Origin of the sequence: Streptomyces sp. NPDC004610 (genome assembly GCF_040609715.1) — a bacterium.
In the GTDB taxonomy this organism is placed as follows: domain Bacteria; phylum Actinomycetota; class Actinomycetes; order Streptomycetales; family Streptomycetaceae; genus Streptomyces.
This window is the reverse complement of sequence record NZ_JBEXLA010000008.1, coordinates 228,237-252,508: the sequence shown is the minus strand read 5'-3', so window position 1 is coordinate 252,508 and position 24,272 is coordinate 228,237. Positions and strand designations below refer to the sequence as shown.

21 protein-coding genes are annotated in these 24,272 nt (G+C 72.7%); 15 read left to right on the top strand and 6 right to left on the bottom strand.

The genetic code is table 11. From position 1 onward, the window contains the following. Positions 1 to 11: 11 nt before the first annotated feature. On the bottom strand, positions 12 to 950 hold the full coding sequence (locus ABZX40_RS11760) for an FAD-dependent oxidoreductase (protein WP_355741198.1): 939 nt from the start codon (positions 948 to 950) through the stop codon (positions 12 to 14). A gap of 66 nt (positions 951 to 1,016) precedes the next feature. Between ABZX40_RS11760 and ABZX40_RS11755 the strand changes: the two genes are divergently transcribed. Both ABZX40_RS11755 and ABZX40_RS11750 read left to right on the top strand, forming a co-directional pair. Further along, the gene (locus tag ABZX40_RS11755; protein ID WP_355741199.1) at positions 1,017 to 2,042 is read left to right on the top strand and encodes an oxidoreductase; all 1,026 of its coding nucleotides are present in this window, start codon (positions 1,017 to 1,019) and stop codon (positions 2,040 to 2,042) included. Positions 2,043 to 2,083: 41 nt separating this feature from the next. Continuing rightward, a complete protein-coding gene (locus tag ABZX40_RS11750; RefSeq protein ID WP_355741201.1) occupies positions 2,084 to 3,727 on the top strand; it encodes an ABC-F family ATP-binding cassette domain-containing protein in 1,644 nt (547 codons plus the stop codon). A gap of 335 nt (positions 3,728 to 4,062) precedes the next feature. On the opposite strand, the gene ABZX40_RS11745 is transcribed toward ABZX40_RS11750, so the two are convergent. Further along, positions 4,063 to 6,441 (bottom strand): Tex family protein, encoded by a 2,379-nt coding sequence (locus ABZX40_RS11745; protein ID WP_355741203.1) that lies wholly within the window; start codon positions 6,439 to 6,441, stop codon positions 4,063 to 4,065. A gap of 135 nt (positions 6,442 to 6,576) precedes the next feature. Continuing rightward, positions 6,577 to 7,332: an enoyl-CoA hydratase-related protein gene (locus ABZX40_RS11740; RefSeq protein WP_355741205.1), complete on the bottom strand. Its 756-nt coding sequence runs from the start codon at positions 7,330 to 7,332 to the stop codon at positions 6,577 to 6,579. Positions 7,333 to 7,514: 182 nt separating this feature from the next. Here ABZX40_RS11740 and ABZX40_RS11735 point away from each other — a divergent pair, with 182 nt between their 5' ends. Further along, a complete protein-coding gene (locus tag ABZX40_RS11735) occupies positions 7,515 to 8,105 on the top strand; it encodes a DUF308 domain-containing protein (protein ID WP_355741207.1) in 591 nt (196 codons plus the stop codon). Between the two features lie 212 nt (positions 8,106 to 8,317). Beyond that, positions 8,318 to 8,839, top strand: a complete 522-nt coding sequence (locus ABZX40_RS11730) for an ATP-binding protein (RefSeq protein WP_355741437.1) — start codon at positions 8,318 to 8,320, stop codon at positions 8,837 to 8,839. 75 nt (positions 8,840 to 8,914) lie between these two features. Here the strand turns inward: ABZX40_RS11730 and idi are convergent, their stop codons facing one another. From idi to galE, 3 genes are all read right to left on the bottom strand, one after another. After that, the gene (gene idi, locus ABZX40_RS11725; RefSeq protein WP_355741209.1) at positions 8,915 to 9,508 is read right to left on the bottom strand and encodes an isopentenyl-diphosphate Delta-isomerase; all 594 of its coding nucleotides are present in this window, start codon (positions 9,506 to 9,508) and stop codon (positions 8,915 to 8,917) included. A gap of 315 nt (positions 9,509 to 9,823) precedes the next feature. Continuing rightward, positions 9,824 to 10,765 (bottom strand): cation diffusion facilitator family transporter, encoded by a 942-nt coding sequence (locus ABZX40_RS11720; RefSeq protein WP_355741210.1) that lies wholly within the window; start codon positions 10,763 to 10,765, stop codon positions 9,824 to 9,826. A gap of 135 nt (positions 10,766 to 10,900) precedes the next feature. Further along, positions 10,901 to 11,872 carry a UDP-glucose 4-epimerase GalE gene (gene galE / locus ABZX40_RS11715; RefSeq protein WP_355741212.1) on the bottom strand — a complete coding sequence of 324 codons (972 nt, stop codon included), beginning with the start codon at positions 11,870 to 11,872 and terminating at the stop codon, positions 10,901 to 10,903. A 304-nt stretch (positions 11,873 to 12,176) separates the two neighbouring features. Here galE and ABZX40_RS11710 point away from each other — a divergent pair, with 304 nt between their 5' ends. The 11 genes from ABZX40_RS11710 to ABZX40_RS11660 all read left to right on the top strand — a co-directional run bounded on the left by ABZX40_RS11710 (position 12,177) and on the right by ABZX40_RS11660 (position 24,252). After that, positions 12,177 to 13,967 (top strand): DUF5941 domain-containing protein, encoded by a 1,791-nt coding sequence (locus tag ABZX40_RS11710; RefSeq protein ID WP_355741213.1) that lies wholly within the window; start codon positions 12,177 to 12,179, stop codon positions 13,965 to 13,967. Further along, positions 13,964 to 14,716, top strand: coding sequence for a phosphocholine cytidylyltransferase family protein (locus ABZX40_RS11705; protein WP_355741215.1), 753 nt, complete (start codon positions 13,964 to 13,966; stop codon positions 14,714 to 14,716). Before ABZX40_RS11710 ends, ABZX40_RS11705 begins: the two co-directional genes overlap by 4 nt. Beyond that, complete coding sequence (locus ABZX40_RS11700) at positions 14,704 to 15,765, top strand: iron-containing alcohol dehydrogenase family protein (protein ID WP_355741216.1); 1,062 nt, start codon at positions 14,704 to 14,706, stop codon at positions 15,763 to 15,765. Before ABZX40_RS11705 ends, ABZX40_RS11700 begins: the two co-directional genes overlap by 13 nt. Beyond that, complete coding sequence (locus ABZX40_RS11695) at positions 15,743 to 16,522, top strand: CDP-alcohol phosphatidyltransferase family protein (protein ID WP_355741218.1); 780 nt, start codon at positions 15,743 to 15,745, stop codon at positions 16,520 to 16,522. Before ABZX40_RS11700 ends, ABZX40_RS11695 begins: the two co-directional genes overlap by 23 nt. Next, on the top strand, positions 16,519 to 17,511 hold the full coding sequence (locus ABZX40_RS11690) for a glycosyltransferase (protein ID WP_355741220.1): 993 nt from the start codon (positions 16,519 to 16,521) through the stop codon (positions 17,509 to 17,511). Before ABZX40_RS11695 ends, ABZX40_RS11690 begins: the two co-directional genes overlap by 4 nt. A 102-nt stretch (positions 17,512 to 17,613) precedes the next feature. Further along, on the top strand, positions 17,614 to 18,543 hold the full coding sequence (locus tag ABZX40_RS11685) for an ABC transporter permease (protein WP_355741222.1): 930 nt from the start codon (positions 17,614 to 17,616) through the stop codon (positions 18,541 to 18,543). Then, positions 18,536 to 19,318, top strand: a complete 783-nt coding sequence (locus ABZX40_RS11680; RefSeq protein ID WP_355741224.1) for an ABC transporter ATP-binding protein — start codon at positions 18,536 to 18,538, stop codon at positions 19,316 to 19,318. The genes ABZX40_RS11685 and ABZX40_RS11680 overlap by 8 nt, the downstream gene beginning before the upstream one ends. A 358-nt stretch (positions 19,319 to 19,676) precedes the next feature. After that, a complete protein-coding gene (gene hpnC / locus ABZX40_RS11675) occupies positions 19,677 to 20,579 on the top strand; it encodes a squalene synthase HpnC (RefSeq protein WP_355741226.1) in 903 nt (300 codons plus the stop codon). Beyond that, the gene (hpnD, locus tag ABZX40_RS11670; protein ID WP_355741228.1) at positions 20,576 to 21,514 is read left to right on the top strand and encodes a presqualene diphosphate synthase HpnD; all 939 of its coding nucleotides are present in this window, start codon (positions 20,576 to 20,578) and stop codon (positions 21,512 to 21,514) included. The genes hpnC and hpnD overlap by 4 nt, the downstream gene beginning before the upstream one ends. 204 nt (positions 21,515 to 21,718) lie before the next feature. Continuing rightward, complete coding sequence (gene hpnE, locus ABZX40_RS11665; protein WP_355741230.1) at positions 21,719 to 23,119, top strand: hydroxysqualene dehydroxylase HpnE; 1,401 nt, start codon at positions 21,719 to 21,721, stop codon at positions 23,117 to 23,119. Then, the gene (locus tag ABZX40_RS11660) at positions 23,116 to 24,252 is read left to right on the top strand and encodes a polyprenyl synthetase family protein (RefSeq protein WP_355741232.1); all 1,137 of its coding nucleotides are present in this window, start codon (positions 23,116 to 23,118) and stop codon (positions 24,250 to 24,252) included. Before hpnE ends, ABZX40_RS11660 begins: the two co-directional genes overlap by 4 nt. Positions 24,253 to 24,272 lie beyond the last annotated feature (20 nt).

Below are 24,272 nucleotides of genomic sequence, written 5' to 3'. Positions count from 1 at the left end.
GCCCTCACCCCTCACCCCTCACACCACCGCGCCGCCTCCTCCGCGCACCCCCACGCCACCGTCACCCCCGCGCCCCCGTGCCCGTAGTTGTGCACCAGCAGCCGCCCGTCCGGCAGCCGCTGAGGGCCCAGCCGGACCGCGTCCCGCGCCGGGCGCAGCCCCACCCGGTGCTCCAGCACCCGCGCCCCGGCGATCTCCGGCCGCAGCGCCGCGCACCGCCGCACGATCGCCGCCGCGACCGCCGGATCGGGGGCCGTGGACCAGACGTCGTCCTCGGCCGTGCCGCCCAGCAGCAGCCGATCGCCGTGCGGAAAGAAGTACGTCTTGGCCGCGCCCCCGTCGTCGGCGGCCACCATCCATGTCTCCAGCCCCGGATTCGCGACGACCACCAGTTGCCCGCGCACCGGCCGCACCGCCGGATCCGGCACCAGCTCACGGGCGGCCAGCCCCGTGCAGTTGACGACGACCCGCGCGTCCGCCTCCGGGAACCCCGGGGACACCGACCGCTCCTCGACCGTGCCGCCCGCCGCGACCAGCCGCCGCCCCAGCCACCCCAGATGCGCCCGCATATCGATCAGCGGCAGCCGCGCCCAGGTACCCCCGCCCTCGTACGGGCGCACCGCCAGCCGGTCCCCGGCCCACCCGCGCACCTCGTCAGGGTCGGTCGCCCCCAGTACCCCTTCGACCATCCGTACGCCGCTCTCCGCGCCGCCCGCCGCCAGTTCCTCGAACACCGTCAGCGAGCGCAGCGCCCACCCGTGCACGGCGTCGGCCGGTTCGATCCGGTACGGCCACCAGAGCGCGCCCGCGACCGCCGAGGTGGTCCGCTCGGCCGCGTCCCGCGTCCACAGCCGTACGCCCCGGCCCCGCTCGGCCAGCACCACGGCCGTCGTCAGCCCGATCACCCCGCCGCCGACGACGATCACATCGTCCTGTTGTCCGACCGTCACACCGCGACCGTAGCGGAATGTGTCATGCCGCGCTCAGGGCGGTGTCCGACTGGGGATACTCACACCATGTCTGCCGCGTACGCGACTTTCGGCCTGGTCCCTGCGATACGTGCCGGAGGTGTGCTGTCGGACGGGGGCTACCAGATCCACCGGGACTTCGTCGACTTCCTCGTCGACGGCCACCCGCTGCTCCACCGGCTCTCCGACCTCGACGCCGTCTCCCCGCTCGCCTCCGACGTCCCGCCCGCGATCTTCACCGAGCAGGTGCGCGGACTGCTGCTGGAGGCGGACGCCCCGCTGCCGGGCGACCGCCATGTCATCTACGGCTGCCCCGAGTGCGAGGACCTCGCGTGCGGCGCGGTCACCGCGGTGATCCGGCGCGACGGCGACGATGTCGTCTGGCGGGACTTCGCCTGGCAGACCACGCCCGAGGCCGACCTGGAACGCAACGGCTACCACGGGATAGGGCCGTTCCGCTTCCGCGGCGCCGAGTACCGGGCCGCCCTGCACGCCCTCCTGGACACCGCCGAACCCGGCGCCCCCCGCCGCCGGGTCCTGCTGATCGGCGCCCGGGTCGCCGTGCTCGCCAGGCTCGCCGCGGCCCTGCGCACCATCGGCATCGGCGCCGACATCACCCGCGACGCCCAGGACGTCTCCCCCGACGAACTGCGCGGCTACGGCGCCGTCGCCTTCGGCCGCGCGGTGGGGGAGCGGGAACGCGCCGCGGTCCGCGAGGCGTTCACCCGCGCCGGAGCGGAGGTGGCCTATGTCGACGGACTCGCCCCGATCATCCCGCTGCTGGTCGCCCAGATAGAGCACGCCCTCGACCCGGGCCCCGCCGAGCGGCGCCGGCTGACCCGGCTCACCACCGCGCGCGGCGAGGCGGGCATCGAGGTCAGCTCCCCGTGCCGGGTCCAGCTCACCGCGTACCGGCTCGACCGGCTCTACCGCACCCACACCCACCAGGTCTTCGACGGAGTCCTCGAACCCGGTCTGCACCGCATCGCGCTGGACGCCAGGGCGGTGAAGGGGGAGGCGTTCGTGGTGGCCCGCACCACGGGCGGGGTCCTGGTGGAGCCGATGACCCGCTGACGACGGTCGCCGCAGACCCGCCGGATAGCATCGGAACCCTCATGACTGCCACTCTCGTCGCCAAGAATCTCGCCGCCGGGCACGCCGACCGCTCCCTCTTCTCCGGGCTCGACCTCGTCGTCGCACCCGGAGACGTGATCGGGCTGGTCGGCGCCAATGGAGCCGGCAAATCCACCCTGCTGCGCCTCCTCGCCGGGCTGACCGCGCCGGAGGAGGGCGAACTGCGGCTCTCCCCGCCCACCGCGACCGTCGGCCACCTCCCCCAGGAGCCGGAGCGCCGCCCGGGGGAGAGCGTGCGGGATTTCCTGGCCCGCCGTACCGGCGTGGCCGCAGCCCAGCGGGCCATGGACGAGGCAACCCAGGGCTTGGTCGACGGAGCGCCCGGCGCCGACGACGCCTACGCGGCGAGCCTGGAGCGCTGGCTCGCCCTCGGCGGCGCCGACCTCGACGAACGCGCCGAGGAGACCGCCGACGCCCTCGGCCTCACCATCGGCCTCGACCTGCCGATGACCGCCCTCTCCGGCGGCCAGGCCGCCCGCGCCGGCCTCGCCTCCCTGCTGCTCTCCCGCTACGACGTCTTCCTGCTGGACGAGCCCACCAACGACCTCGATCTCGACGGCCTCGAACGCCTCGAACGCTTTGTCTCCGGGCTGCGGGCCGGCACGGTCGTCGTCAGCCACGACCGCGAGTTCCTCACCCGCACGGTCACCAAGGTCCTCGAACTCGACCTCGCCCAGCAGCGGATCAACCTCTACGGCGGCGGCTACGCGGCCTATCTGGAGGAACGCGAGATCGCCCGCCGCCACGCCCGCGACGACTACGAGGAGTACGCCGACAAGCGCTCCGCCCTCCAGGACCGCGCCCAGATGCAGCGCACCTGGATGGACAAGGGCGTCAAGAACGCCCGCCGCAAGGCCGGGAACGGTGACAACGACAAGCTCGGCCGGAAATTCCGCAGCGACGCCAGCGAGAAGCAGGCCGCCAAGGCCCGGCAGACCCAGCGCATGATCGAGCGGCTGGAGGTGGTCGAGGAACCCCGCAAGGAGTGGGAGCTGCGGATGGAGATCGCCGCCGCCCCGCGCTCCGGCGCCATCGTGGCCGCGCTGCGCGACGCCGAGGTCCGCCGGGGCGGCTTCGCCCTGGGGCCGGTCACCCTCCAGATCGACTGGGCCGACCGGGTCGCCGTCACCGGCGCCAACGGCTCCGGCAAGTCCACGCTGCTCGGCGCGCTGCTCGGCCGGATCCCGCTGGACGCCGGGCATGCCACGGTCGGCTCCGGGGTGCTGATCGGCGAGGTCGACCAGGCGCGGGGGCTGTTCCACGGCCCGCACCGCCTGCTGGACGCGTTCACCGCGGCCGTCCCCGAGGTGGAACCGGCGGAGGTCCGCACCCTGCTCGCCAAGTTCGGCCTGAAGGCGGACCATGTGCTGCGCCCCGCCGACACCCTGTCCCCCGGCGAACGCACCCGCGCGGCGCTCGCGCTCCTCCAGGGCCGGGGCGTCAACCTCCTGGTCCTGGACGAGCCCACCAACCACCTGGACCTGCCGGCCATCGAGCAACTGGAATCCGCGCTGGACGCCTACACGGGCACGCTGCTGCTGGTCACCCACGACCGCCGCATGCTGGACGCGGTCCACGTCACCCGCCGCCTGGAGGTAGCGGCGGGCAAGGTGAACGAACACTGAGCGGGTTGCGCCTCCGGGTGCGGGTGCGGGTGCGTGGGGGCTGATCGCGCAGTTCCCCGCGCCCCTGGGGGCGGGCGTCGTTTTTCGGGTGCGGAGCCGTGGTCGCTTTTTGCGCAGTTCCCCGCGCCCCTGGGAGGCGGGGCCGTTTGCGGGTGCGGGTCGTCTGTAGCTGGTCGCGCCCCTGGAGAACCTCGGCGCCCACGCCCTGCTTTTAGGGGCGCGGGGAACTGCGCAAAAAGCGACCACAGGCCCGCACCCGACCACAACCCCCCCGCCCTTCAGGGGCGCGGGGAACTGCGCGAAAAGCGACCACGCACCCGACCCGCCCCCCTACCTCACCGCCGCTTCCCGTCCTTGGGGTTCACCAACCCCGCCCGGCGCAGAGCATCGGCCATCGCACTGTTGGCAGGCGCAGCCACCTGCCGCTGCTGCGGCGCACGCGCACGCCCGCCACCGCCACCCCCACCCCGCTGCGGCTGCGGCCGACCCCCGCCCGCACCCCGCTCGCGCGGAGCGACCGCACCCGCCTCGTCATCCAGCCGCAGCGTCAGCGAGATCCGCTTCCGCGGAATGTCGACATCCAGCACCTTCACCTTCACGATGTCCCCGGGCTTGACGACATCCCGTGGATCCTTCACGAACGTCTTCGACATCGCCGACACATGCACCAGACCGTCCTGATGCACCCCCACATCCACGAACGCCCCGAACGCCGCCACATTGGTGACCACGCCCTCCAGCACCATCCCGGACGAGAGGTCCCCGAGCTTCTCGACGCCCTCCTTGAACGTGGCCGTCTTGAACGCGGGACGCGGATCCCGGCCCGGCTTCTCCAGCTCCTTCAGGATGTCGGAGACGGTCGGCAGACCGAACGTCTCGTCCACGAAGTCCCCCGGCTTCAGCGAGCGCAGCACCGACGAGTTGCCGATCAGCGCCGCGACCTCCTGACCGGCGGTCTTCACCATCCGCCGGACCACCGGATACGCCTCGGGGTGCACGCTGGAGGAGTCCAGCGGATCGTCGCCGCCGCGGATCCGGAGGAACCCCGCGCACTGCTCGTACGCCTTGGGGCCCAGCCGGGTCACGTTCTTCAGCTGGCCCCGGGAGGTGAAGGGGCCGTTGGCGTCGCGGTGCGCCACGATGTTCTCCGCCAGGCCCGAGGTGATGCCGGAGACCCGGGAGAGCAGCGGGGCGGAGGCGGTGTTCACATCCACCCCCACGCCGTTCACACAGTCCTCCACGACCGCGTCCAGTGAGCGCGACAGCTTCACCTCGGACAGATCGTGCTGGTACTGGCCCACCCCGATCGACTTGGGGTCGATCTTCACCAGCTCGGCCAGCGGGTCCTGGAGGCGCCGGGCGATGGAGACCGCGCCGCGCAGCGACACATCCATGTCCGGCAGCTCCTGCGAGGCGAACGCCGACGCCGAGTACACCGACGCGCCCGCCTCCGACACCATCACCTTGGTGAGGTTCAGCTCCGGGTGCTTGGTGATCAGCTCACCGGCCAGCTTGTCCGTCTCACGGGACGCCGTGCCGTTGCCGATCGCGACCAGTTCGACCGCGTGCTCCCGGGCGAGCCGGGCGAGCTTGGCGATGGCCTCGTCCCACCGGTTGGCCGGGACATGCGGATGGATGACATCCGTCGCCACCACCTTGCCGGTCGCGTCCACCACGGCCACCTTCACCCCGGTGCGGAAACCCGGGTCCAGGCCCAGCGTCGCGCGGGTACCGGCCGGTGCGGCGAGCAGCAGATCGCGCAGATTCGCCGCGAACACCCCGACCGCCTCGTCCTCGGCGGCCGTCCGCAGCCGCAGCCGCAGATCGATGCCGAGGTGCACCAGCACCCGTGTCCGCCAGGCCCAGCGCACCGTGTCGGTCAGCCACTTGTCGGCGGGGCGCCCGCGCTCGGCGATACCGAACCGGTGGGCGATGGTCCCCTCGTACGACGACGGGCCCTCGGTCGCCTCCTCCGGCTCCAGGGTGAGGTCGAGGACCTCCTCCTTCTCGCCGCGCAGCATGGCCAGGATCCGGTGCGAGGGCAGCGCGGTGAAGGGCTCGGCGAACTCGAAGTAGTCGGCGAACTTCGCCCCGGCCTCCTCCTTGCCCTCGCGCACCTTGGCGGCCAGCCGCCCGCGCGTCCACATCCGCTCGCGCAGTTCACCGATGAGGTCCGCGTCCTCCGAGAACCGCTCGGTGAGGATCGCGCGGGCGCCCTCCAGCGCGGCCCCCGGATCGGCGACGCCCTTGTCCGCGTCCACGAACGCGGCGGCGGCTGCCTGCGGCTCCACCGAAGGATCGGTCAGCAGCCCCTCCGCCAGCGGTTCGAGCCCCGCCTCCCGGGCGATCTGCGCCTTGGTGCGCCGCTTGGGCTTGTACGGCAGATAGATGTCCTCCAGCCGCGCCTTGGTCTCGGCGCCCCGGATCCGCGCCTGAAGCTCCTCGGTGAGCTTGCCCTGCTCACGCACCGACTCCAGGATCGCCGCCCGGCGCTCCTCCAGCTCCCGCAGATAGCGCAGCCGCTCCTCCAGCGTGCGCAGCTGCGCGTCGTCGAGCATCTCCGTCGCTTCCTTGCGGTAGCGGGCGATGAAGGGCACCGTCGAACCGCCGTCGAGCAGTTCCACGGCGGCCTTGACCTGCCGCTCCCGTACGCCGAGCTCCTCGGCGATCCTGCCTTCGATGGACCCCAATGCCAGGGCCCCGGGTGTCGTCACGAGCCGTACCGCCTTCTCCACTTCGGGTTGCGCGGCAATTGTGGCAGGTGGCACCGACAACCGGGGATCAGGGCGGCATCCGGCGGGGCGCGCGGCCCGCGCCACCGCCCTCCCGACCTGGTCGTCCCGGGCCGGTCATTCCGGCCCGGGGCCGGTCCACCCGAAGCGCGGCGTACGGCGCTCCAGGAAAGCCGTGACCCCCTCGGCCCGGTCGCCGCTGCCGCGCCCCTGCGCCTCCCAGTGCTCGTCACGGTCGGTGCGGCCGTCCGCGAACTCCTTCGCCGCGGCCTGGGTCAGCAGGGAGCGCGAGGCCAGGATCCGGGTGAACTCGGCGACCCGCTTGCCGAGGTCGCCCTCGGGCAGCACCTCGTCCACCAGCCCGGTGCGCAGCGCCCGCGCGCTGTCGATCAACTCGCCGGAGAAGAGCAGGTACTTGGCGGTCGCCGGGCCCACCAGCGCCACCAGCCGCCGGGTCGAGGAGGCCCGGTACACGATCCCCAGCTTCGCCGGGGTCACCCCGAACAGCGCGCCCTCCGCCGCGAACCGCAGATCGCAGGCCGCGGCGAGCTGCGCCCCGCCGCCGACGCAGTACCCGCGGATCGCGGCCAGCGTCGGCTTGGGGAACGCGGCGAGCGCCTCCTCCGCGGCCACCGCCAGTTCCCGCGCCTCGTCGGGCGCGTCCAGCAGCCCGGTGATGTCGGCCCCGGCGCAGAAGGTCCCGCCCTCCCCGGTCAGCACCAGCACCCGCACCCCGGGATCGGCGGCGAGCCGCTCCAGCAGCGGCGGCAGCGCCCGCCACATCGCCGCGGTCATGGCGTTGCGCCGGGCCGGATGGTGGACGACGACGGTGGCGACCGAGTCGGCGACGGTGTGCAGCAGCTGCGGCTCCATGGGCCGGATGCTATCCGCGCGGGCGCGGACCCACGCCGCTCGCCGCCCCACGCCGGTTGCCGACCCGGCGGGACGGACGCGCGCCGGATGCCGACCGTCCCACGCGAACGTACGCTCGACATGGAGCCCTGTACGGGGCCCTGTCATGGGCCGGCGGCGGTCCCGCCGGCCACGGAGGTCCGATGGCCGCAGCGGCGAGGGGCGAGCGGGCGGAGCCGCACCGCGGCGTCGGGCGGCTCGGGATGCTGGGCGTGCTGCTGCTCGTGGCCGGGCTGACCGGTCTCGGCTGTGCCGCGTTCGTCACCCTCACCTCGATGCTGCTGTTCGGCTGGCTGCTGCTGATCGGCGGGCTGGCCGGGCTGCTGCACTCGGTGCAGGCGCGCGGCACCGGCTTCTTCTGGCCCGGGGTGACCGTCGCGGCGCTGGACCTGGCCGCCGGGGTGGTGCTCCTGCGCGATCCGGACGCCTCCGCCGCCGCGCTCACCCTCTTCGCCGCGCTGCTGTTCCTGTCCGCCGGGCTGTACCGGCTGGTGGGCGCCTTGGTGGTGCGCGGCCCGCTGTTCGGCTGGACCCTGCTGCTGGGCGCCCTCGACCTGCTGCTCGGCGTCCTGGTGCTGGGCTCCTGGCCGAGCGACAGCCGCTACGCGATCGGTACATTCCTCTCGCTCGCGCTGCTCCTCGACGGCCTCGCCCTGATCGCCTCCGGTTTCGGCTTCCCGCGGATCACCGGCGGGGTGTCCGGGCGCCGCTCCGGCGACGGCCCCAGGGAGTGAGCGGACGGCGCCGGGGCCCTACCCGTACAACCCGAAGAGTTCCCGAAGTCGGCATGAGGTGTCAGGAGCAGTCCCTGAGCCGACCGCGTCATACGCCAACGATCAGAAGCGTTCGATAGTCGCTGACTTCAGTTCAGCCCGGCGGGCCGGTGCGGTGGGTTCTCAACACTCGACGTGTGGTGACAATCGAGCGCAAGGGTGGCGACCGGACGATGGACGACCTAGGTGCCGGCCCCGGTCCGCGCCCTGAGGGCGACGCGCACAGACCCCTGAAGACCGGTGCCCCGCAGCAGACGAGCGCCCCGCCGCCGCTGCCCTACGAGGGGGTCTGGCGGTTCACCGCCCCCGCGGTGGACGCCTCGGTCCCGCAGGCCCGGCACGCGGTGCGGGACCTGCTGCTGCGTCAGGGGGTGCCGATCGCCGAGGACGTGGGCCACGGGCTGCTGCTGATCGTCTCGGAGCTGGTCACGAACGCGGTGCGGCACGCGGCGCTGCTGTCGCCGGTGCTGGCCGTGGAGGTGGCGGTGGGCACGGAGTGGGTCCGGGTGTCCGTGGAGGACAACCATCCCTACCGGCCGACCGCGCTGGAGACCGACCACGGCCGTACCGGTGGCCGGGGGCTGCTGCTGGTGAGCGAGATCACCCGGGAGGCGGGCGGGGTGTGCGATGTGGAGCACACGGCGAGCGGCGGCAAGGTGATCTGGTCGGCCCTCCCGCTCAAGCCGGGCCTCTGACCTCCTGGACTTCCCGCGCGAAGGCCCGCCGGAAACGTTCCGGCGGGCCCGCGCACGGTCGCTGCGCCGACTCCGTCACCAGCCCGTCGACGGGTCGGTCAGCTCCCGGATGGCGGGCCGGGCGGCGTCCAGCACGGTCATGAACCAGGACGAGAACGGGTCCTGCGCGTGCCGCTCGGCCAGCTCCGCGGGCGTCACGAACGCGGTCTCGCCGACCTCCTCCGGATCGGGCCGCGGCGGCGACTGGACCATGCCGACGAAGAGGTGGTTGTACTCCTGCTCCACCAGGCCCGACTTCGGGTCCGGGTGGTTGTAGCGGACCGTGCCCGCCTCGGCCATCAGCGACGGCGACACCCCCAGCTCCTCGAAGGTGCGCCGGGCCGCCGCCGCGAAGGGCGCCTCACCGGGGTAGGGGTGGCCGCAGCAGGTGTTCGACCAGACGCCGGGGGAGTGGTACTTGCCGAGTGACCGCTGCTGGAGCAGCAGCCGTCCGCGTTCGTCGAACAGGAACACCGAGAACGCCCGGTGCAGCTGTCCGGGCGGCTGATGCGCGGCGAGCTTCTCCGCGGTGCCGATGGTCACACCGCTCTCGTCGACCAGTTCGAGCATGATCGCTTCCGCGGTGCCGTCCGACGAGCTCTGCGTCGCGGTGGCAGGTGTGATCGGCATACCCATCCTTCGCCTCGGTCCTCGCCCCAGTCTGCCGCACGAATCGGGCGGCGCCCGGCACTTCCCGGGCACACCCGGCATGTCCCCCGCCCGGCGCGGGCGCCCTTCTCGGGCACGGAAGGTGATCGTGCCCGGCCCGCCGGGAGGGGAATCGCCCGAGGTGGGGGCGTGAACGACGGCCCAGGGGGCGCACTCCGGCGCCTGCGCCCCCACCCCCTGCGCGCCCGCGCCCACGCAGCCGCGCGCCCTCGCCTCCGTGCCTCCGTGCCTTCGCGCCTCCCGCCGGGGGGCACGGTGGGCCCCCGCCCTACCCCCTCAGTGGCACAGCCCCGCCTCGTGCTCCGCGTGCCCGCTCGGCTCCAGCTGGAAGGTGCAGTGCTCCACGTCGAAGTGGTCCCCCAGGCAGCCCTGCAACTCGTGCAGCATCTTCTCGTTCCCTATGGCGCTCAGGACGTCCGGGCGCACCACCACATGCGCGGAGAGCACCGGCATGCCCGAGGTGATGGTCCAGGCGTGCAGATCGTGCACGTCCTGCACGCCCTCCAGGGCCAGGATGTGCGACCGCACCTCCGTCATGTCGACGCCCTTGGGGGCCGACTCCAGCAGCACGTCCAGCGTCTCGCGCAGCAGCCTGAGGGTGCGCGGCACGATCATCAGGCCGATCACCAGCGAGGCCACGGGGTCGGCGGCCTGCCAGCCGGTGGTCAGGATCAGCACCGCCGCGACGATCACCGCGAGCGAGCCCAGCGCGTCCGCCAGCACCTCCAGGAAGGCGCCACGGACGTTCAGGCTCTCCTTCTGGCCGCGCATCAGCAGCGACAGCGAGACGATGTTGGCGACCAGGCCGATCAGACCGAACACGATGGTCGTGCCGCCCGCCGTCTCCGCCGGGGTGATGAACCGCTGGACCGCCTCGACGAGCACATAGCCGCCGACGCCGAGCAGCAGCAGACAGTTGGCCAGGGCGGCGAGGATCTCGGCGCGGGCCAGCCCGAAGGTGCGCCGCCCGCTGGCCGGGCGGTTCGCGAAGTGGATCGCGAGCAGCGCCATGCCGAGCCCCACGGCGTCGGTCGCCATGTGCGCCGAGTCGGCGATCAGGGCGAGCGAGTCGGCCATCACCCCGCCGATGATCTCCACGACCATCACGCTGAGGGTGATGCCCAGCGCGATCCGCAGCCGGCCCCGGTACGCGGCAGCCGCCGTGCCGCTGCCCGCCGGCGGGCCGTGGGAATGCCCGTGATCGTGCCCAGCGCCCATGAAAAACCGCCTCCTGTGATCGGTCCGCGCTCACAGTGAACTACGGGTGGGGGGTATCGGGCAACGCGGCACTGAACACCGTTGTCATGTGCCCTGACCTGCGGAAATGAACCGCAGGTCAGACCAGGTGGGTGATCATCCGGGGTGCTGGAGCAGCCAGCCGCGCCACGCCGACCCCACCATCTCGCCGAGCCCGTGCCGGGCCGTCCAGCCCAGTTCCTTCGCGGCCAGGGAGGCCGAGGCGACCGCCCTGGGCGGGTCACCCGCGCGCGGGCCCTCGACCAGCGCCGGCCGGCGATCGCCCGTCACCTCGCCGATCAGCGTCACCAGCTCCCGCACCGAGACGCCCTCGCCGCGCCCGATGTTCACGGTCAGATCGCCGCCCGCGCCCCCGGCCGACAGCCGCCGGGCCGCCGCGAGATGCGCCTCGGCCAGATCGGCGACATGGATGTAGTCCCGTACACAGGTGCCGTCCGGGGTCGGGTGGCGGTCGCCGAAGATACGCGGGGCCTCGTCGCGGGTGAGGCGGTCGAAGACCATCGGGACGACATTGAAGACCCCGGTGTCGGCCAGCTCGGGGGCGGCGGCGCCCGCCACGTTGAAGTACCGCAGACACGCCGTCGCGATGCCGTGGGCCGACCCCGCCGCCCGGACCAGCCACTCACCGGCCAGCTTGGTCTCGCCGTACGGGTTCAGCGGGGCGCACGGGGTGTCCTCGGTGATCAGCTCGGCGTCGGGGGCGCCGTAGACGGCCGCGGAGGAGGAGAACAGGAACCGTCCCACCCCGGCGTCGGCCACCGCCTCCAGCAGGGTGGCGAGCCCGCCGACGTTGTCCCGGTAGTACTCCGTGGGCCGCTCCAGGGACTCCGGGACGCGCTTGCGGGCCGCGAGGTGCACCACCCCGCTCACCCCGTGCTCGGCGAGGAGCCGCCGCACCAGCGGCCCGTCCAGATACGACCCGCCGACCAGCGGCACCCCGGCCGGGAGCCGCCGCCGTATCCCGGACGAGAGATCGTCCAGGACGACCACCCGTTCCCCGGCCCCGGTCATGGCACGCACCACATGGGCCCCGATGTAACCGGCACCGCCGGTGATCAGCCACGTCATGGTCGCCCACCTTAAGCGGGTCCCTATGGACCCGGTTACCGGCGGGTTGGCCCCAATGCCCCGCGATGGCCCGCTCTGCCGTGCGATTTTGTACGGGGGGCCAGGCATCCTTCATGATGATCGACAGCACAGGCAGGGCAAACCGCGCCGTCCGGACCGTGAACGGCCGGTGAACGCGGTCTTCCGATCATCCGATAGCCTCTGCCGGATGCCGTCCGTCCGGTGCCCCCACAGGCGCCAAGAGGGCGCCCCCACCATGCACATGACCGGCGCGGACGCGTCGGCACCCAGGGAGTGAGTTCGGTTGCCGACCGCCATCCTCACCGGCCAGCCGGTCCCGGGATCGTCCATCGAGGGCGATCTGCGGTCGCTCGGCTTCGAGGTGTGCATCGCCTCCGGCACCGCCGACGCCGAGACACTGCTCGCCCAGGTCCCCGGCGCCGACCGGGTCGCCCTGGTCGACGCCCGTTTCGTCGGCCACCCGCACGCACTGCGCCTCGGACTGACCGACCCGCGCTTCCCGCTCGCCGCCGTCCCCGGCGCCGTCACCGCCCAGGCCGACGGACGCCAGGAACTGACCCGGGCGCTGGCCCGGGAGCGCTCCTCCGAGGGCGCCGTCCTGCTCGACAGCCTCCCGGACCGGGTGACCGCCGCCCTCACCGCCGACGGCGCCGCCCCGCACCGCCCCGAGCTGGGCACCCTGGTCGCCGAGGTCCCCGCCGACCCCCAGGCCCGCAACGAGGCCCGCCAGGCCGTCGCCGCCGTCGACGACGAGGCCGTCCGCCTGAAGTCCGCGGTGAAGGCCCGGGACGGCTTCTTCACCACCTTCTGCATCAGCCCCTACTCCCGCTATCTCGCCCGCTGGTGCGCCCGGCGCGGACTGACCCCCAACCAGGTCACCACCGCCTCCCTGCTCACCGCGCTGATCGCGGCCGGCTGCGCGGCCACCGGCACCCGGGGCGGCTTCGTCGCCGCCGGGGTGCTGCTGATCGCGTCCTTCGTCCTGGACTGCACCGACGGCCAGCTCGCCCGCTACTCGCTCCAGTACTCCACCCTCGGCGCCTGGCTCGACGCCACCTTCGACCGCGCCAAGGAGTACGCCTACTACGCCGGACTCGCCCTCGGCGCGGCCCGCGGCGGCGACGACGTATGGGCGCTGGCGCTGGCCGCGATGGTCCTCCAGACCGGCCGCCATGTCGTGGACTTCTCCTTCAACGAGGCCAACCACGACGCCACCGCCAACACCAGCCCCACCGCCGCCCTCTCCGACCGCCTCGACAGCGTCGGCTGGACGGTCTGGCTGCGCCGGATGATCGTGCTGCCGATCGGCGAGCGCTGGGCCATGATCGCCGTGCTCACCGCCCTCACCACCCCGCGCGTCACCTTCTACGCCCTGCTCGTCGGCTGCGCCCTCGCCGCCACCTACACCACCGCCGGGCGGGTCCTGCGCTCCCTGACCCGCAAGGCCCACCGCACCGACCGGGCCGCCCAGGCACTCGCCGACCTCGCCGACAACGGGCCCCTCGCCCAGGCCGTGGCACGCGTCACCCGCCTCCGCCCCGGCGCCCCGCCCCTGATCGCCGCCGCCGGCACCGCCGTCCTCGCCGTCTCGCTGTTCTCCGGCATCACCTGGGCCCCGGTCGCCGGTGCCCTGGTCTATGCCATCACCGCCGGTCAGGCCCTCGCCCGGCCGCTCAAGGGCGCCCTGGACTGGCTCGTCCCGCCGCTGTTCCGGGTCGCCGAGTACGGCACCGTACTGGTCCTCGCCGCCCACGCGGAGGTGAACGGAGCCCTTCCAGCGGCTTTCGGGCTGGTTGCGGCCGTCGCCTACCATCACTACGACACGGTGTACCGCATCCGCGGGAACGCCGGGGCGCCGCCGGTCTGGCTGGTGCGGGCCGCGGGGGGGCAGGAAGGACGCGTCCTGCTCGTCGCCGTGCTGGCCGCCCTGCTCACCGGGGAGGCGTTCGCCCTCGCGCTCACCGTCCTCGCGGTGGCGCTGGCCCTGCTCGTGGTCGCCGAGAGCGTCCGTTTCTGGGTGGCCTCGCACCGGGCCGGAGCGCCCGCCGTACACGACGAAGGAGAACCCGCATGATCGGCCTCGTGCTGGCGGCCGGCGCCGGCCGGCGTCTGCGCCCCTACACCGACACCCTGCCCAAGGCGCTGGTGCCGGTCGGGCCCGAGGGCGTCGAGGGCGAACCGACCGTGCTGGACCTCACCCTCGGCAACTTCGCCGAGATCGGCCTCACCGAGGCCGCCGTCATCGTCGGCTACCGCAAGGAGGCCGTCTACGCCCGCAGGGCCGCCCTGGAGCGGACGTACGGCCTGAAGCTCACGCTGATCGACAACGACCGGGCCGAGGACTGGAACAACGCCTACTCCCTGTGGTGCGGCCGGGACGCGCTCAAGGACGGGGTGATCCTCGCCAACGGCGACACCGTCCACCCGGTCTCCGTCGAGCGGACCCTGCTGGCCGCGCGCGGCGACGGCAGGAAGATCATCCTGGCGCTGGACACCGTCAAGTCCCTCGCCGAGGAGGAGATGAAGGTCGTCGTCGGCCCGGACGGCGGCATGACGCGGATCACGAAGCTGATGGACCCGGCCGAGGCCACCGGCGAGTACATAGGCGTGACCCTCATCGAGGGCGACGCGGCCCCCGAACTCGGCGACGCGCTGCGCACGGTCTGGGAGACCGACCCCCAGCAGTTCTACGAGCACGGCTACCAGGAGCTGGTGAACCGCGGCTTCCGCATCGACGTGGCGCCCATCGGCGACGTCGACTGGGTCGAGATCGACAACCACGACGATCTGGCCCGGGGGCGGGAGATCGCGTGCCGGTACTGACCAGGCTCATCCCCTCCCCGGTCGTCGTCGACATCCGGCCGGGCGCCCTGGACGACCTGGGCGCCGTCCTCGCCGACGAGCGGATATCCCACTCCGGCAAGCTGGCCGTCGCCGTCAGCGGCGGCTCCGGTGCCCGGCTGCGCGAGCGGGTCGCGCCCTCGCTGCCCGGCGCCACCTGGTTCGAGGTCGGCGGCGGCACCCTGGACGACGCCGTGCGCCTCGCCGCCGAGATACGGGCCGGGCACTTCGACGCCCTCGTCGGCCTCGGCGGCGGCAAGATCATCGACTGCGCCAAGTTCGCCGCCGCCCGGGTCGGGCTGCCCCTGGTCGCCGTACCGACCAATCTCGCCCACGACGGACTGTGCTCGCCCGTCGCCACCCTCGACAACGACGCCGGACGCGGCTCCTACGGAGTGCCCAACCCCATCGCGGTGCTCATCGACCTCGATGTGATCCGCGAGGCCCCGGTCCGCTTCGTCCGGGCCGGCATCGGCGACGCCGTCTCCAACATCTCCGCGATCCGGGACTGGGAGCTGGCCCACCGGGTCAAGGGCGAGAAGATCGACGGCCTCGCCGCCGCCATGGCCCGCCAGGCCGGTGAGGCCGTGCTGCGCCACCCCGGCGGCGTCGGCGACAACGCCTTCCTCCAGGTGCTCGCCGAGGCCCTGGTGCTCAGCGGGATCGCCATGTCCGTCTCCGGCGACTCCCGGCCCTCCTCCGGCGCCTGCCACGAGATCAACCACGCCTTCGACCTGCTCCACCCGAGGCGGGCCGCCGCCCATGGCGAGCAGTGCGGACTCGGCGCGGCCTTCGCGATGTATCTGCGCGGCGCCCATGAGGAGGCCGTCTACATGGCCGCGGTGCTGCGCCGGCACGGACTGCCGGTGCTGCCCCAGGAGATCGGCTTCACGGAGGAGGAATTCGTCCGGGTCGTGGAGTTCGCCCCGCGGACCCGCCCCGGCCGCTACACGATCCTCGAACACCTCGACCTGAACACCCACCAGATCAAGGACATCTACGCCGACTATGTCAAGGCCATCGGTAGCTGAACTCAGGCCCGTCGTCCACCCCGCCGGGGTCAAGGACCGGCGCAGCGGTGAGCACTGGGCGGGACGCCTCTACATGCGCGAGGTGTCCCTGCGCATCGACCGCTATCTGGTGAACACCAGGGTCACGCCCAACCAGCTCACGTATCTGATGACGGTGTGCGGGGTGCTCGCGCTCCCGGCCCTGCTGGTGCCCGGCATCACCGGCGCGGTGCTCGGCGTCGTCATGGTCCAGCTGTATCTGCTGCTGGACTGCGTCGACGGCGAGATCGCCCGCTGGAAGAAGCAGTACTCGCTGGGCGGCGTCTATCTGGACCGGGTCGGCGCCTATCTCACCGACGCGGCCGTCCTGGTCGGCCTCGGACTGCGCGCCGCCGATGTCTGGGGCGAGGGCCGGATCGACTGGCTGTGGGCCTTCCTGGGCACCCTCGCCGCCCTCGGCGCCATCCTGATCAAGGCCGAGACCGACCTCGTCGGCGTCGCCCGGCACCAGGGCGGGCTGCCCCCGGTGCAGGAGTCCGCCGCCGAGCCCCGCTCCTCCGGCATGGCCCTGGCCCGCAGGGCCGCCGCCGCCCTGAAGTTCCACCGGCTCATCCTGGGCATCGAGGCGTCCCTGCTGATCCTGCTCCTCGCGATCCTCGACGCGAGCCGCGGCGATCTGTTCTTCACCCGCCTGGGCGTCGCCGTACTGGCCGGGATCGCGCTGCTCCAGACGCTGCTGCACCTGGTGTCCATCCTGGTGTCGAGCAGGCTCCGATGAGCGGGCCCGGCGGCGCGGACCGCGCCGAGACGGCACCGGGCGGCGGGGACGACGCCGGCTCCGCCCCCCGGATACCCGCCCCCCGGGGCGAGTCCGGCGCTCTGCCCACGGGATCGGTCAGCGTCGGCGCCGTCGTCATCACCATGGGCAACCGCCCCGAGGAACTGCGCGCCCTGCTGGACTCGATAGCCAAGCAGGACGGCGACCGGGTCGAGGTGGTCGTGGTCGGCAACGGCTCGCCCGTCCCCGACGTCCCCGCCGGGGTGCGCACCATCGAGCTGCCGGAGAACCTCGGCATACCCGGTGGCCGCAATGTCGGCATCGAGGCGTTCGGCCCCAGCGGCCGGGACGTCGACGTCCTGCTCTTCCTCGACGACGACGGACTGCTCGCCCATCACGACACCGCCGAGCTGTGCCGCACCGCCTTCGCCGGCGACCCGCGCCTGGGCATCATCAGCTTCCGCATAGCCGACCCCGACACCGGGCGGACCCAGCGCCGCCACGTCCCCCGGCTGCGCGCCTCCGACCCGATGCGCTCCTCCCGGGTCACCACCTTCCTCGGCGGCGCCAACGCGGTGCGCACCCAGGTGCTCGCCGAGGTCGGCGCGCTGCCCGACGCCTTCTTCTACGCCCATGAGGAGACCGACCTCGCCTGGCGGGCGCTGGACGCCGGCTGGATGATCGACTACCGCTCCGACATGCTGCTGCACCACCCGACGACGGCGCCCTCCCGGCACGCGGTCTACCACCGCATGGTGGCCCGCAACCGGGTCTGGCTGGCCCGGCGCAATCTGCCCGCGCCCCTGGTCCCCGTCTATCTCGGCGTCTGGCTGCTGCTGACCCTGGCCCGCCGCCCCTCCCGCTCGGCGCTGCGCGCCTGGTTCGGCGGCTTCCGCGAGGGCTGGACCAGCCCGTGCGGCCCGCGCCGCCCGATGAAGTGGCGTACGGTGTGGCGGCTGACCCGACTGGGCCGTCCCCCGGTGATCTGACAAGCTCGTCCCTGACGGGTTTCCGGGGCGATGGCCCGGGGGCCGCCGGACCGTGCCGGGCCCGTGGTGGGCCGCGCACATCGAAGACGAAAGTTTCCCCTTGTGAGTGAGACAACGCACGACGCCACGGTCGCGGTGAGCGCGCCCGTGTCGCCCGACGAGGCGCTGAGCGCGGGCCAGCTGGCCGCGAAGTACGGCCTGGCCGTCAGCGGGGCCCGGCCCTCCCTCGTCGAGTACGTCCGCCGGCTGTGGGACCGCCGCCATTTCATCCTGGCGTTCTCCCGGGCCAAGCTCACCGCCCAGTACAGCCAGGCCAAGCTGGGCCAGCTGTGGCAGGTGGTCACCCCGCTGCTCAACGCGGCCGTGTACTTCTTCATCTTCGGTGTGATCCTCCAGGCCGACCGCGGGATGAGCCGGGACGTCTACATCCCGTTCCTGGTCACCGGTGTGTTCGTGTTCACCTTCACCCAGAGTTCGGTGATGGCGGGGGTGCGGGCCATCTCCGGGAACCTGGGGCTGGTGCGGGCGCTGCACTTCCCGCGGGCCTCGCTGCCGATCTCGTTCGCGCTCCAGCAGCTCCAGCAGCTGCTGTTCTCGATGATCGTGCTGTTCGCGGTGACCATCGCCTTCGGCAGCTACCCGGCGATGTCCTGGCTGCTGATCCTGCCCGCGCTGGCGCTGCAGTTCCTCTTCAACACCGGGCTCGCCCTGATCATGGCGCGGGCCGGTTCGGCCACCCCGGACCTGGCCCAGCTGATGCCGTTCGTGATGCGTACCTGGATGTACGCGTCCGGTGTGATGTACTCGATCCCGATCATGCTGGCCAACAAGCCGAGCTGGATCGCGAACATCCTCCAGTGGAACCCCGCCGCGGTCTATATGGACCTGATCCGCTTCGCGCTGATCGACGGCTACGGTTCGGAGAACCTGCCCCAGCACGTCTGGGCCATCGCGGCCGGCTGGGCGGTCCTCTTCGCGGCCGGCGGTTTTGTGTACTTCTGGAAGGCGGAGGAGAAGTACGGCCGTGGCTGAGCAGTTCACCGGGGCACGGATCCCCACCGTCATCGCGGACGATCTGCACATCGTCTACCGGGTCAACGGCGCCAAGACCGGCAAGGGCAGCGCCACCGCCGCCCTCAGCCGGATACTCAAGCGCGGCGGCGAGCAGCGCGGGGTGCGCAAGGTGCACGCCGTGCGGGGGGTGTCCTTCACCTCCTACCGGGGCGAGGCCGTCGGCCTGATCGGCTCCAACGGCTCGGGCAAGTCCACCCTGCTGCGGGCCATCGCCGGACTGCTCCCGGCGGAGAGCGGCAAGGTCTACACCGATGGGCAGCCTTCGCTGCTCGGGGTGAACGCGGCGCTGATGAACGACCTGACCGGCGAGCGCAATGTCATCCTCGGCGGTCTGGCGATGGGCATGACCCAAGAGCAGATCAGAGAGCGTTACCAGGGAATCGTCGACTTCTCCGGTATCAATGAGAAGGGCGATTTCATCACCCTGCCCATGCGGACATATTCGTCCGGCATGGCCGCGCGGCTGCGTTTCTCCATCGCCGCCGCGAAGGACCATGATGTGCTGATGATCGACGAAGCGCTGGCGACCGGCGACCGCAAGTTCCAGAAGCGCTCCGAGGAACGCATCCGGGAACTCCGCAAGGAAGCCGGTACGGTCTTTCTGGTCAGTCACAACAACAAGTCGATCCGGGACACCTGCGACCGGGTCCTCTGGCTGGAACGCGGTGAACTGCGGATGGACGGCCCCACCGACGAGGTGCTCAAGGAGTACGAGAAATTCACCGGCCGGTAGCCGGTTCGGCACGGGCCCCGCCGGAACCCTTCCGGCGGGGCCCCGCGTTTGCAAAGTAAATGCCAACTCCGCCCCGCCGGAGGAATCTTGGCGCCGATCGGTGTGTTGTTGTGATGCGCGGGACACCCGCTCGATCCGTCCCGCGCTGTACAACGTAAGCTGTAGGGGTGCCCAATCGCGGCAAGTGCGGCGATAATGCGCGCGCCCGGCCCCCGGGCCATCGCGGGGAGCATTGGGCGGCGTGTCCGAAATAGTGTGTATTGGGTAGGCAGTGTAGAACGGGAGATGTGACGGCAATGGCTACGGAAACTCCCCGGCTCTTCGCAGCATGTGCCGTCCTCGCCCCGGGCAGCAAACGATGACGGCAACGGACGCGGCGGGCACCCGCGACCCCGAGCGCGACACACTCGACAAGGCGGCCGACGAGAACTTCCCCGTCGCCCCCTTCTTCCTGCCCCGCGACTGGCGCGCCGACCTGATGGCGGTCTACGGCTTCGCCCGTCTGGTGGACGACATCGGCGACGGCGACCTCGCCCCCGGCGGCGCCGACGCCCGCCTCCTCGGCGTCACCCCCGACCGGGCCGATGACCGCCTCCACCTGCTGGACGCCTTCGAGGCCGATCTGCGCCGGGTCTACGCCGGCGAACCCCGCCACCCCCTGCTGCGCCGCCTCGCCCCCACCGTGCACCGCCGCGCGCTGCCCCCCGAGCCGTTCCTCGGCCTGATCGCCGCCAACCGCCAGGACCAGCTCGTCACCCGCTACGAGACCTACGACGATCTGCTCGCCTACTGCGAGCTGTCCGCCAACCCCGTCGGCCGTCTCGTCCTCGGTGTCACCGGCACCTCGACCCCCGAGCGCGTCCGCCGCTCCGACGCCGTCTGCACCGCCCTCCAGATCGTCGAACACCTCCAGGACGTGGCCGAGGACCTCGGCCGCGACCGCGTCTACCTACCCGCCGAGGACATGAAACGCTTCCACGTCCAGGAAACCGACCTCGCCGCGAAGACCGCGAGCGCCTCGGTGCGCGCCCTGGTCGCCTACGAAGCGCAACGCGCCCGCGTTCTGCTGGATGAGGGCGCCCCCCTGGTGGGGAGCGTCCACGGCAGGCTGAGGCTGCTGCTCGCCGGGTTCGTGGCGGGGGGAAGGGCGGCGATCGACGCGATCACCGCCGCCGAATACGACGTACTTCCCGGCCCGCCCAAGCCCGGCAAGCTCCGGCTGCTGCGCCAGGTGGGCGTCACTCTGCGAGAAGAGGGGTGATCCGGACCGTGGAGCACACCGCACAGCCGTCCGCGCCGGTACTCGCCGCCTACGGCTACTGCGAGACCGTCACCGGCCAGCAGGCCAGGAACTTCGCCTATGGCATCCGGCTGCTGCCCACGCCCAAGCGGCGGGCGATGTCGGCGCTGTACGCGTTCTCCCGCCGTGTCGACGACATCGGCGACGGCGAGCTGGCCGACGAGGTCAAGGCCGAGCGGCTCGACGACACCCGGGCCCTGCTCGCCCGGGTCCGGGACGGCGGCGTCGACGAGGACGACACCGACCCGGTCGCCGTCGCCCTCGCCCATGCCGCCCGGCAGTTCCCCATCCCGCTCGACGGCCTGGACGAACTGATCGACGGCGTCCAGATGGACGTACGCGGGCAGACCTATGAGACCTGGGACGACCTCAAGGTCTACTGCCGCTGTGTGGCCGGCGCCATCGGCCGGATCTCGCTCGGCGTGTTCGGCACCGAACCGGGGGCGCGCGGCGCCGAGCGGGCCCCCGAGTACGCCGACACCCTCGGCCTCGCCCTCCAGCTCACCAACATCCTGCGGGACGTCCGCGAGGACGCCGAGGGCGGCCGTACCTACCTCCCGGCCGACGACCTCGCCAAGTTCGGCTGCTCGGCCGGGTTCGCCGGGCCGCTGCCGCCCGAGGGCTCCGACTTCGCCGGTCTGGTGCACTTCGAAGTACGCCGCGCCCGTGCCCTGTTCGCCGAGGGCTACCGGCTGCTGCCCATGCTCGACCGGCGCAGCGGCGCCTGTGTCGCCGCGATGGCCGGGATCTACCGCAGGCTCCTCGACCGCATCGAACGCGACCCCGAGGCCGTACTGCGCGGCCGGGTCTCCCTGCCGGGCCGAGAGAAGGCGTACGTCGCCGTCCGCGGCCTCTCCGGCCTCGACTCCCGCAGGACCGTCAGGAGGCGTACCTGATGGCGGGAGCCGAACCCGGGGCAACCCCGCAGCGAAGGCACGCGTCCCTGACTGAGCGACCCGCACGATGTCGGCGGCGGTCCGGCAAGGCCACTCGGGGGCGCGAGCCGCATCGATGTACGGCTCCGCCGCATGGGCCCGACCGGCCGCCACGCACCCGCACCCGCCCGACACCACATCACCACCCCACACGGAGGGCGCGTCATGCCTGACGGCACGTCACAGCCCGCCCGCCACGCGGTGATCGTCGGCGGCGGCCTCGCGGGCGTCACCACCGCGCTCGCCCTCGCCGACGCCGGCGTACAGGTCACCCTCCTGGAAGGCCGGCCCCGCCTCGGCGGCCTCGCCTTCTCCTTCCAGCGCGGCGAGCTGACCATCGACAACGGCCAGCATGTGTATCTGCGCTGCTGCACCGCCTACCGCTGGTTCCTCGACCGGATCGACGGCGCCGCCCTCGCCCCGCTCCAGAACCGCCTCGACGTACCCGTCGTCGACGCCGACCGCCCCGAGGGACGGCGGCTGGGCAGGATCCGGCGCGACGCGCTGCCCGTACCCCTGCATCTGGGGCGCAGCCTCGCGAGCTACCCGCATCTCTCGCTCGCCGAGCGGGCCCGCGTCGGGCGGGCCGCACTCGCGCTGAAGGGACTCGACCTCGCCGATCCGACCCTGGACCGGCAGGACTTCGGCAGCTGGCTGGCCGAGCACGGCCAGTCGGCGCGCGCCATCGAGGCCCTGTGGGACCTGGTCGGGGTCGCCACCCTCAACGCGGTCGCGGGCGACGCCTCACTGTCGCTCGCCGCGATGGTGTTCAAGACCGGTCTGCTGTCCGACCCGGGAGCCGCCGACATCGGCTGGGCACACGTACCCCTGGGAGAACTGCACGATCGGCTGGCCCGCAAGGCGCTCGACTCCGCGGGCGTCCGTACCGAGGTCCGTTCACGCGTCACCTCCGTCTCCACCCTCGCCAACGGCCGGTGGAGCGTCCAGGTTCCCGGCGAGCGCGTCGAAGCCGACGCGGTCGTGCTCGCCGTGCCCCAGCACGAGGCGCACGAACTGCTCCCGGACGGGGCGCTGGAGCACCCCGAGCGGCTGCTCGCCCTCGGCACCGCGCCGATCCTCAACATCCATGTGGTCTACGACCGCAAGGTCCTCGACGCCCCCTTCTTCGCCGCCCTCGGCAGCCCCGTGCAGTGGGTCTTCGACCGCACCGCCGCGTCCGGGCTGACGGACGGCGGCCAGTATCTGGCGCTGTCCCAGTCGGCCGCGCAGGACGACATCGACCGGCCGGTGGCCGAGCTGCGCGCCCGCTATCTGCCCGAACTGGAACGGCTGCTGCCGCACACCCGCGGCGCCGGGGTGCGGGACTTCTTCGTCACCCGCGAACGCACCGCCACCTTCGCCCCCGCCCCCGGCACCGGCCCGCTCAGGCCCGGCGCCCGCACCGAAGCCCCCGGCCTGTACCTGGCCGGAGCGTGGACCGCCACCGGGTGGCCCGCGACCATGGAGAGTGCGGTCCGCAGCGGCATCGCCGCGGCGGACGCCGCGCTGCGCGCCCTGGGACGGCCCCGCCCCGCCCACCTCTTCGACGTCGAGGAGGCCGCATGAGCCCCGAACCGCGCGCGGCAGGCCCCCGTACCTCCGGCACCGCAACAAGAGGAGAGACTGTGCCCACTGTGCCCCCGGCCGCTCCGGCCGCCCGCCCGGCAGCGGTGGACGTGACCGCGCTGCTGGAGCGCGGCCGGACCCTGGCCACCCCGGTGCTGCGGGCGGCCGTGGACCGCCTGGCCCCGCCCATGGACACCGTCGCCGCCTACCACTTCGGCTGGATCGACGCCCAGGGCCGCCCCGCGGACGGCGACGGCGGCAAGGCCGTGCGCCCCGCCCTCGCGGTGCTCTCCGCCGAGGTCACCGGGGCCGCCCCGGAGACCGGCGTGCCCGGCGCGGTCGCCGTGGAACTCGTGCACAACTTCTCCCTGCTGCACGACGACCTCATGGACGGCGACGAACAGCGCCGCCACCGCGACACCGTCTGGAAGGTGCACGGCCCCGCCCAGGCGATCCTGGTCGGCGACGCCCTGTTCGCCCTGGCCAACGACGTACTGCTGGAACTCGGCACCGTCGAGGCCGGCCGCGCCACCCGCCGGCTGACCACCGCCACCCGTGCCCTGATCGACGGGCAGGCCCAGGACATCTCCTACGAGCACCGTGACCGGGTCAGTGTCGAGGAGTGCCTGGAGATGGAGGGCAACAAGACCGGCGCCCTGCTGGCCTGCGCCAGCTCCATCGGCGCCGTGCTCGGCGGCGCGGACGACCGCACCGCCGACACCCTGGAGAAGTACGGCCACCACCTCGGCCTCGCGTTCCAGGCCGTGGACGACCTCCTCGGCATCTGGGGCGACCCGGGCGCCACCGGCAAGCAGGCGTGGAGCGATCTGCGCCAGCGCAAGAAGTCCCTGCCCGTCGTCGCCGCGCTCGCCGCCGGCGGCACCGCCTCCGAGCGACTCGGCGAGATCCTCGCCGCGGACGCCAAGAGCAGCGACTTCGAGAACTTCTCCGAGGCGGAGTTCGCCGCCCGAGCCGCCCTGATCGAAGAGGCCGGCGGTCGCGAGTGGACCGCCGAAGAGGCCCGCCGTCAACACCTCACCGCCATCGAAGCCCTCGACGCCATCGACATGCCCGACCCGGTGCGGGCGCGGTTCACGGCGCTCGCCGACTTCGTCGTCGTACGGAAGAGATGATCACTATCGGTCGAACCATC

Bases quoted from the DNA above. Each gene is read 5' to 3' on its own strand.
- ABZX40_RS11755 (WP_355741199.1), top strand. From the start codon at position 1,017: ATGTCTGCCGCGTACGCGACTTTCGGCCTGGTCCCTGCGATACGTGCC.
- ABZX40_RS11750 (WP_355741201.1), top strand. From the start codon at position 2,084: ATGACTGCCACTCTCGTCGCCAAGAATCTCGCCGCCGGGCACGCCGAC.
- ABZX40_RS11740 (WP_355741205.1), bottom strand. From the start codon at position 7,332: ATGGAGCCGCAGCTGCTGCACACCGTCGCCGACTCGGTCGCCACCGTC.
- ABZX40_RS11735 (WP_355741207.1), top strand. From the start codon at position 7,515: ATGGCCGCAGCGGCGAGGGGCGAGCGGGCGGAGCCGCACCGCGGCGTC.
- ABZX40_RS11730 (WP_355741437.1), top strand. From the start codon at position 8,318: ATGGACGACCTAGGTGCCGGCCCCGGTCCGCGCCCTGAGGGCGACGCG.
- idi (WP_355741209.1), bottom strand. From the start codon at position 9,508: ATGCCGATCACACCTGCCACCGCGACGCAGAGCTCGTCGGACGGCACC.
- ABZX40_RS11720 (WP_355741210.1), bottom strand. From the start codon at position 10,765: ATGGGCGCTGGGCACGATCACGGGCATTCCCACGGCCCGCCGGCGGGC.
- galE (WP_355741212.1), bottom strand. From the start codon at position 11,872: ATGACGTGGCTGATCACCGGCGGTGCCGGTTACATCGGGGCCCATGTG.
- ABZX40_RS11705 (WP_355741215.1), top strand. From the start codon at position 13,964: ATGATCGGCCTCGTGCTGGCGGCCGGCGCCGGCCGGCGTCTGCGCCCC.
- ABZX40_RS11695 (WP_355741218.1), top strand. From the start codon at position 15,743: ATGTCAAGGCCATCGGTAGCTGAACTCAGGCCCGTCGTCCACCCCGCC.
- ABZX40_RS11690 (WP_355741220.1), top strand. From the start codon at position 16,519: ATGAGCGGGCCCGGCGGCGCGGACCGCGCCGAGACGGCACCGGGCGGC.
- hpnC (WP_355741226.1), top strand. From the start codon at position 19,677: ATGACGGCAACGGACGCGGCGGGCACCCGCGACCCCGAGCGCGACACA.
- hpnE (WP_355741230.1), top strand. From the start codon at position 21,719: ATGCCTGACGGCACGTCACAGCCCGCCCGCCACGCGGTGATCGTCGGC.
- ABZX40_RS11660 (WP_355741232.1), top strand. From the start codon at position 23,116: ATGAGCCCCGAACCGCGCGCGGCAGGCCCCCGTACCTCCGGCACCGCA.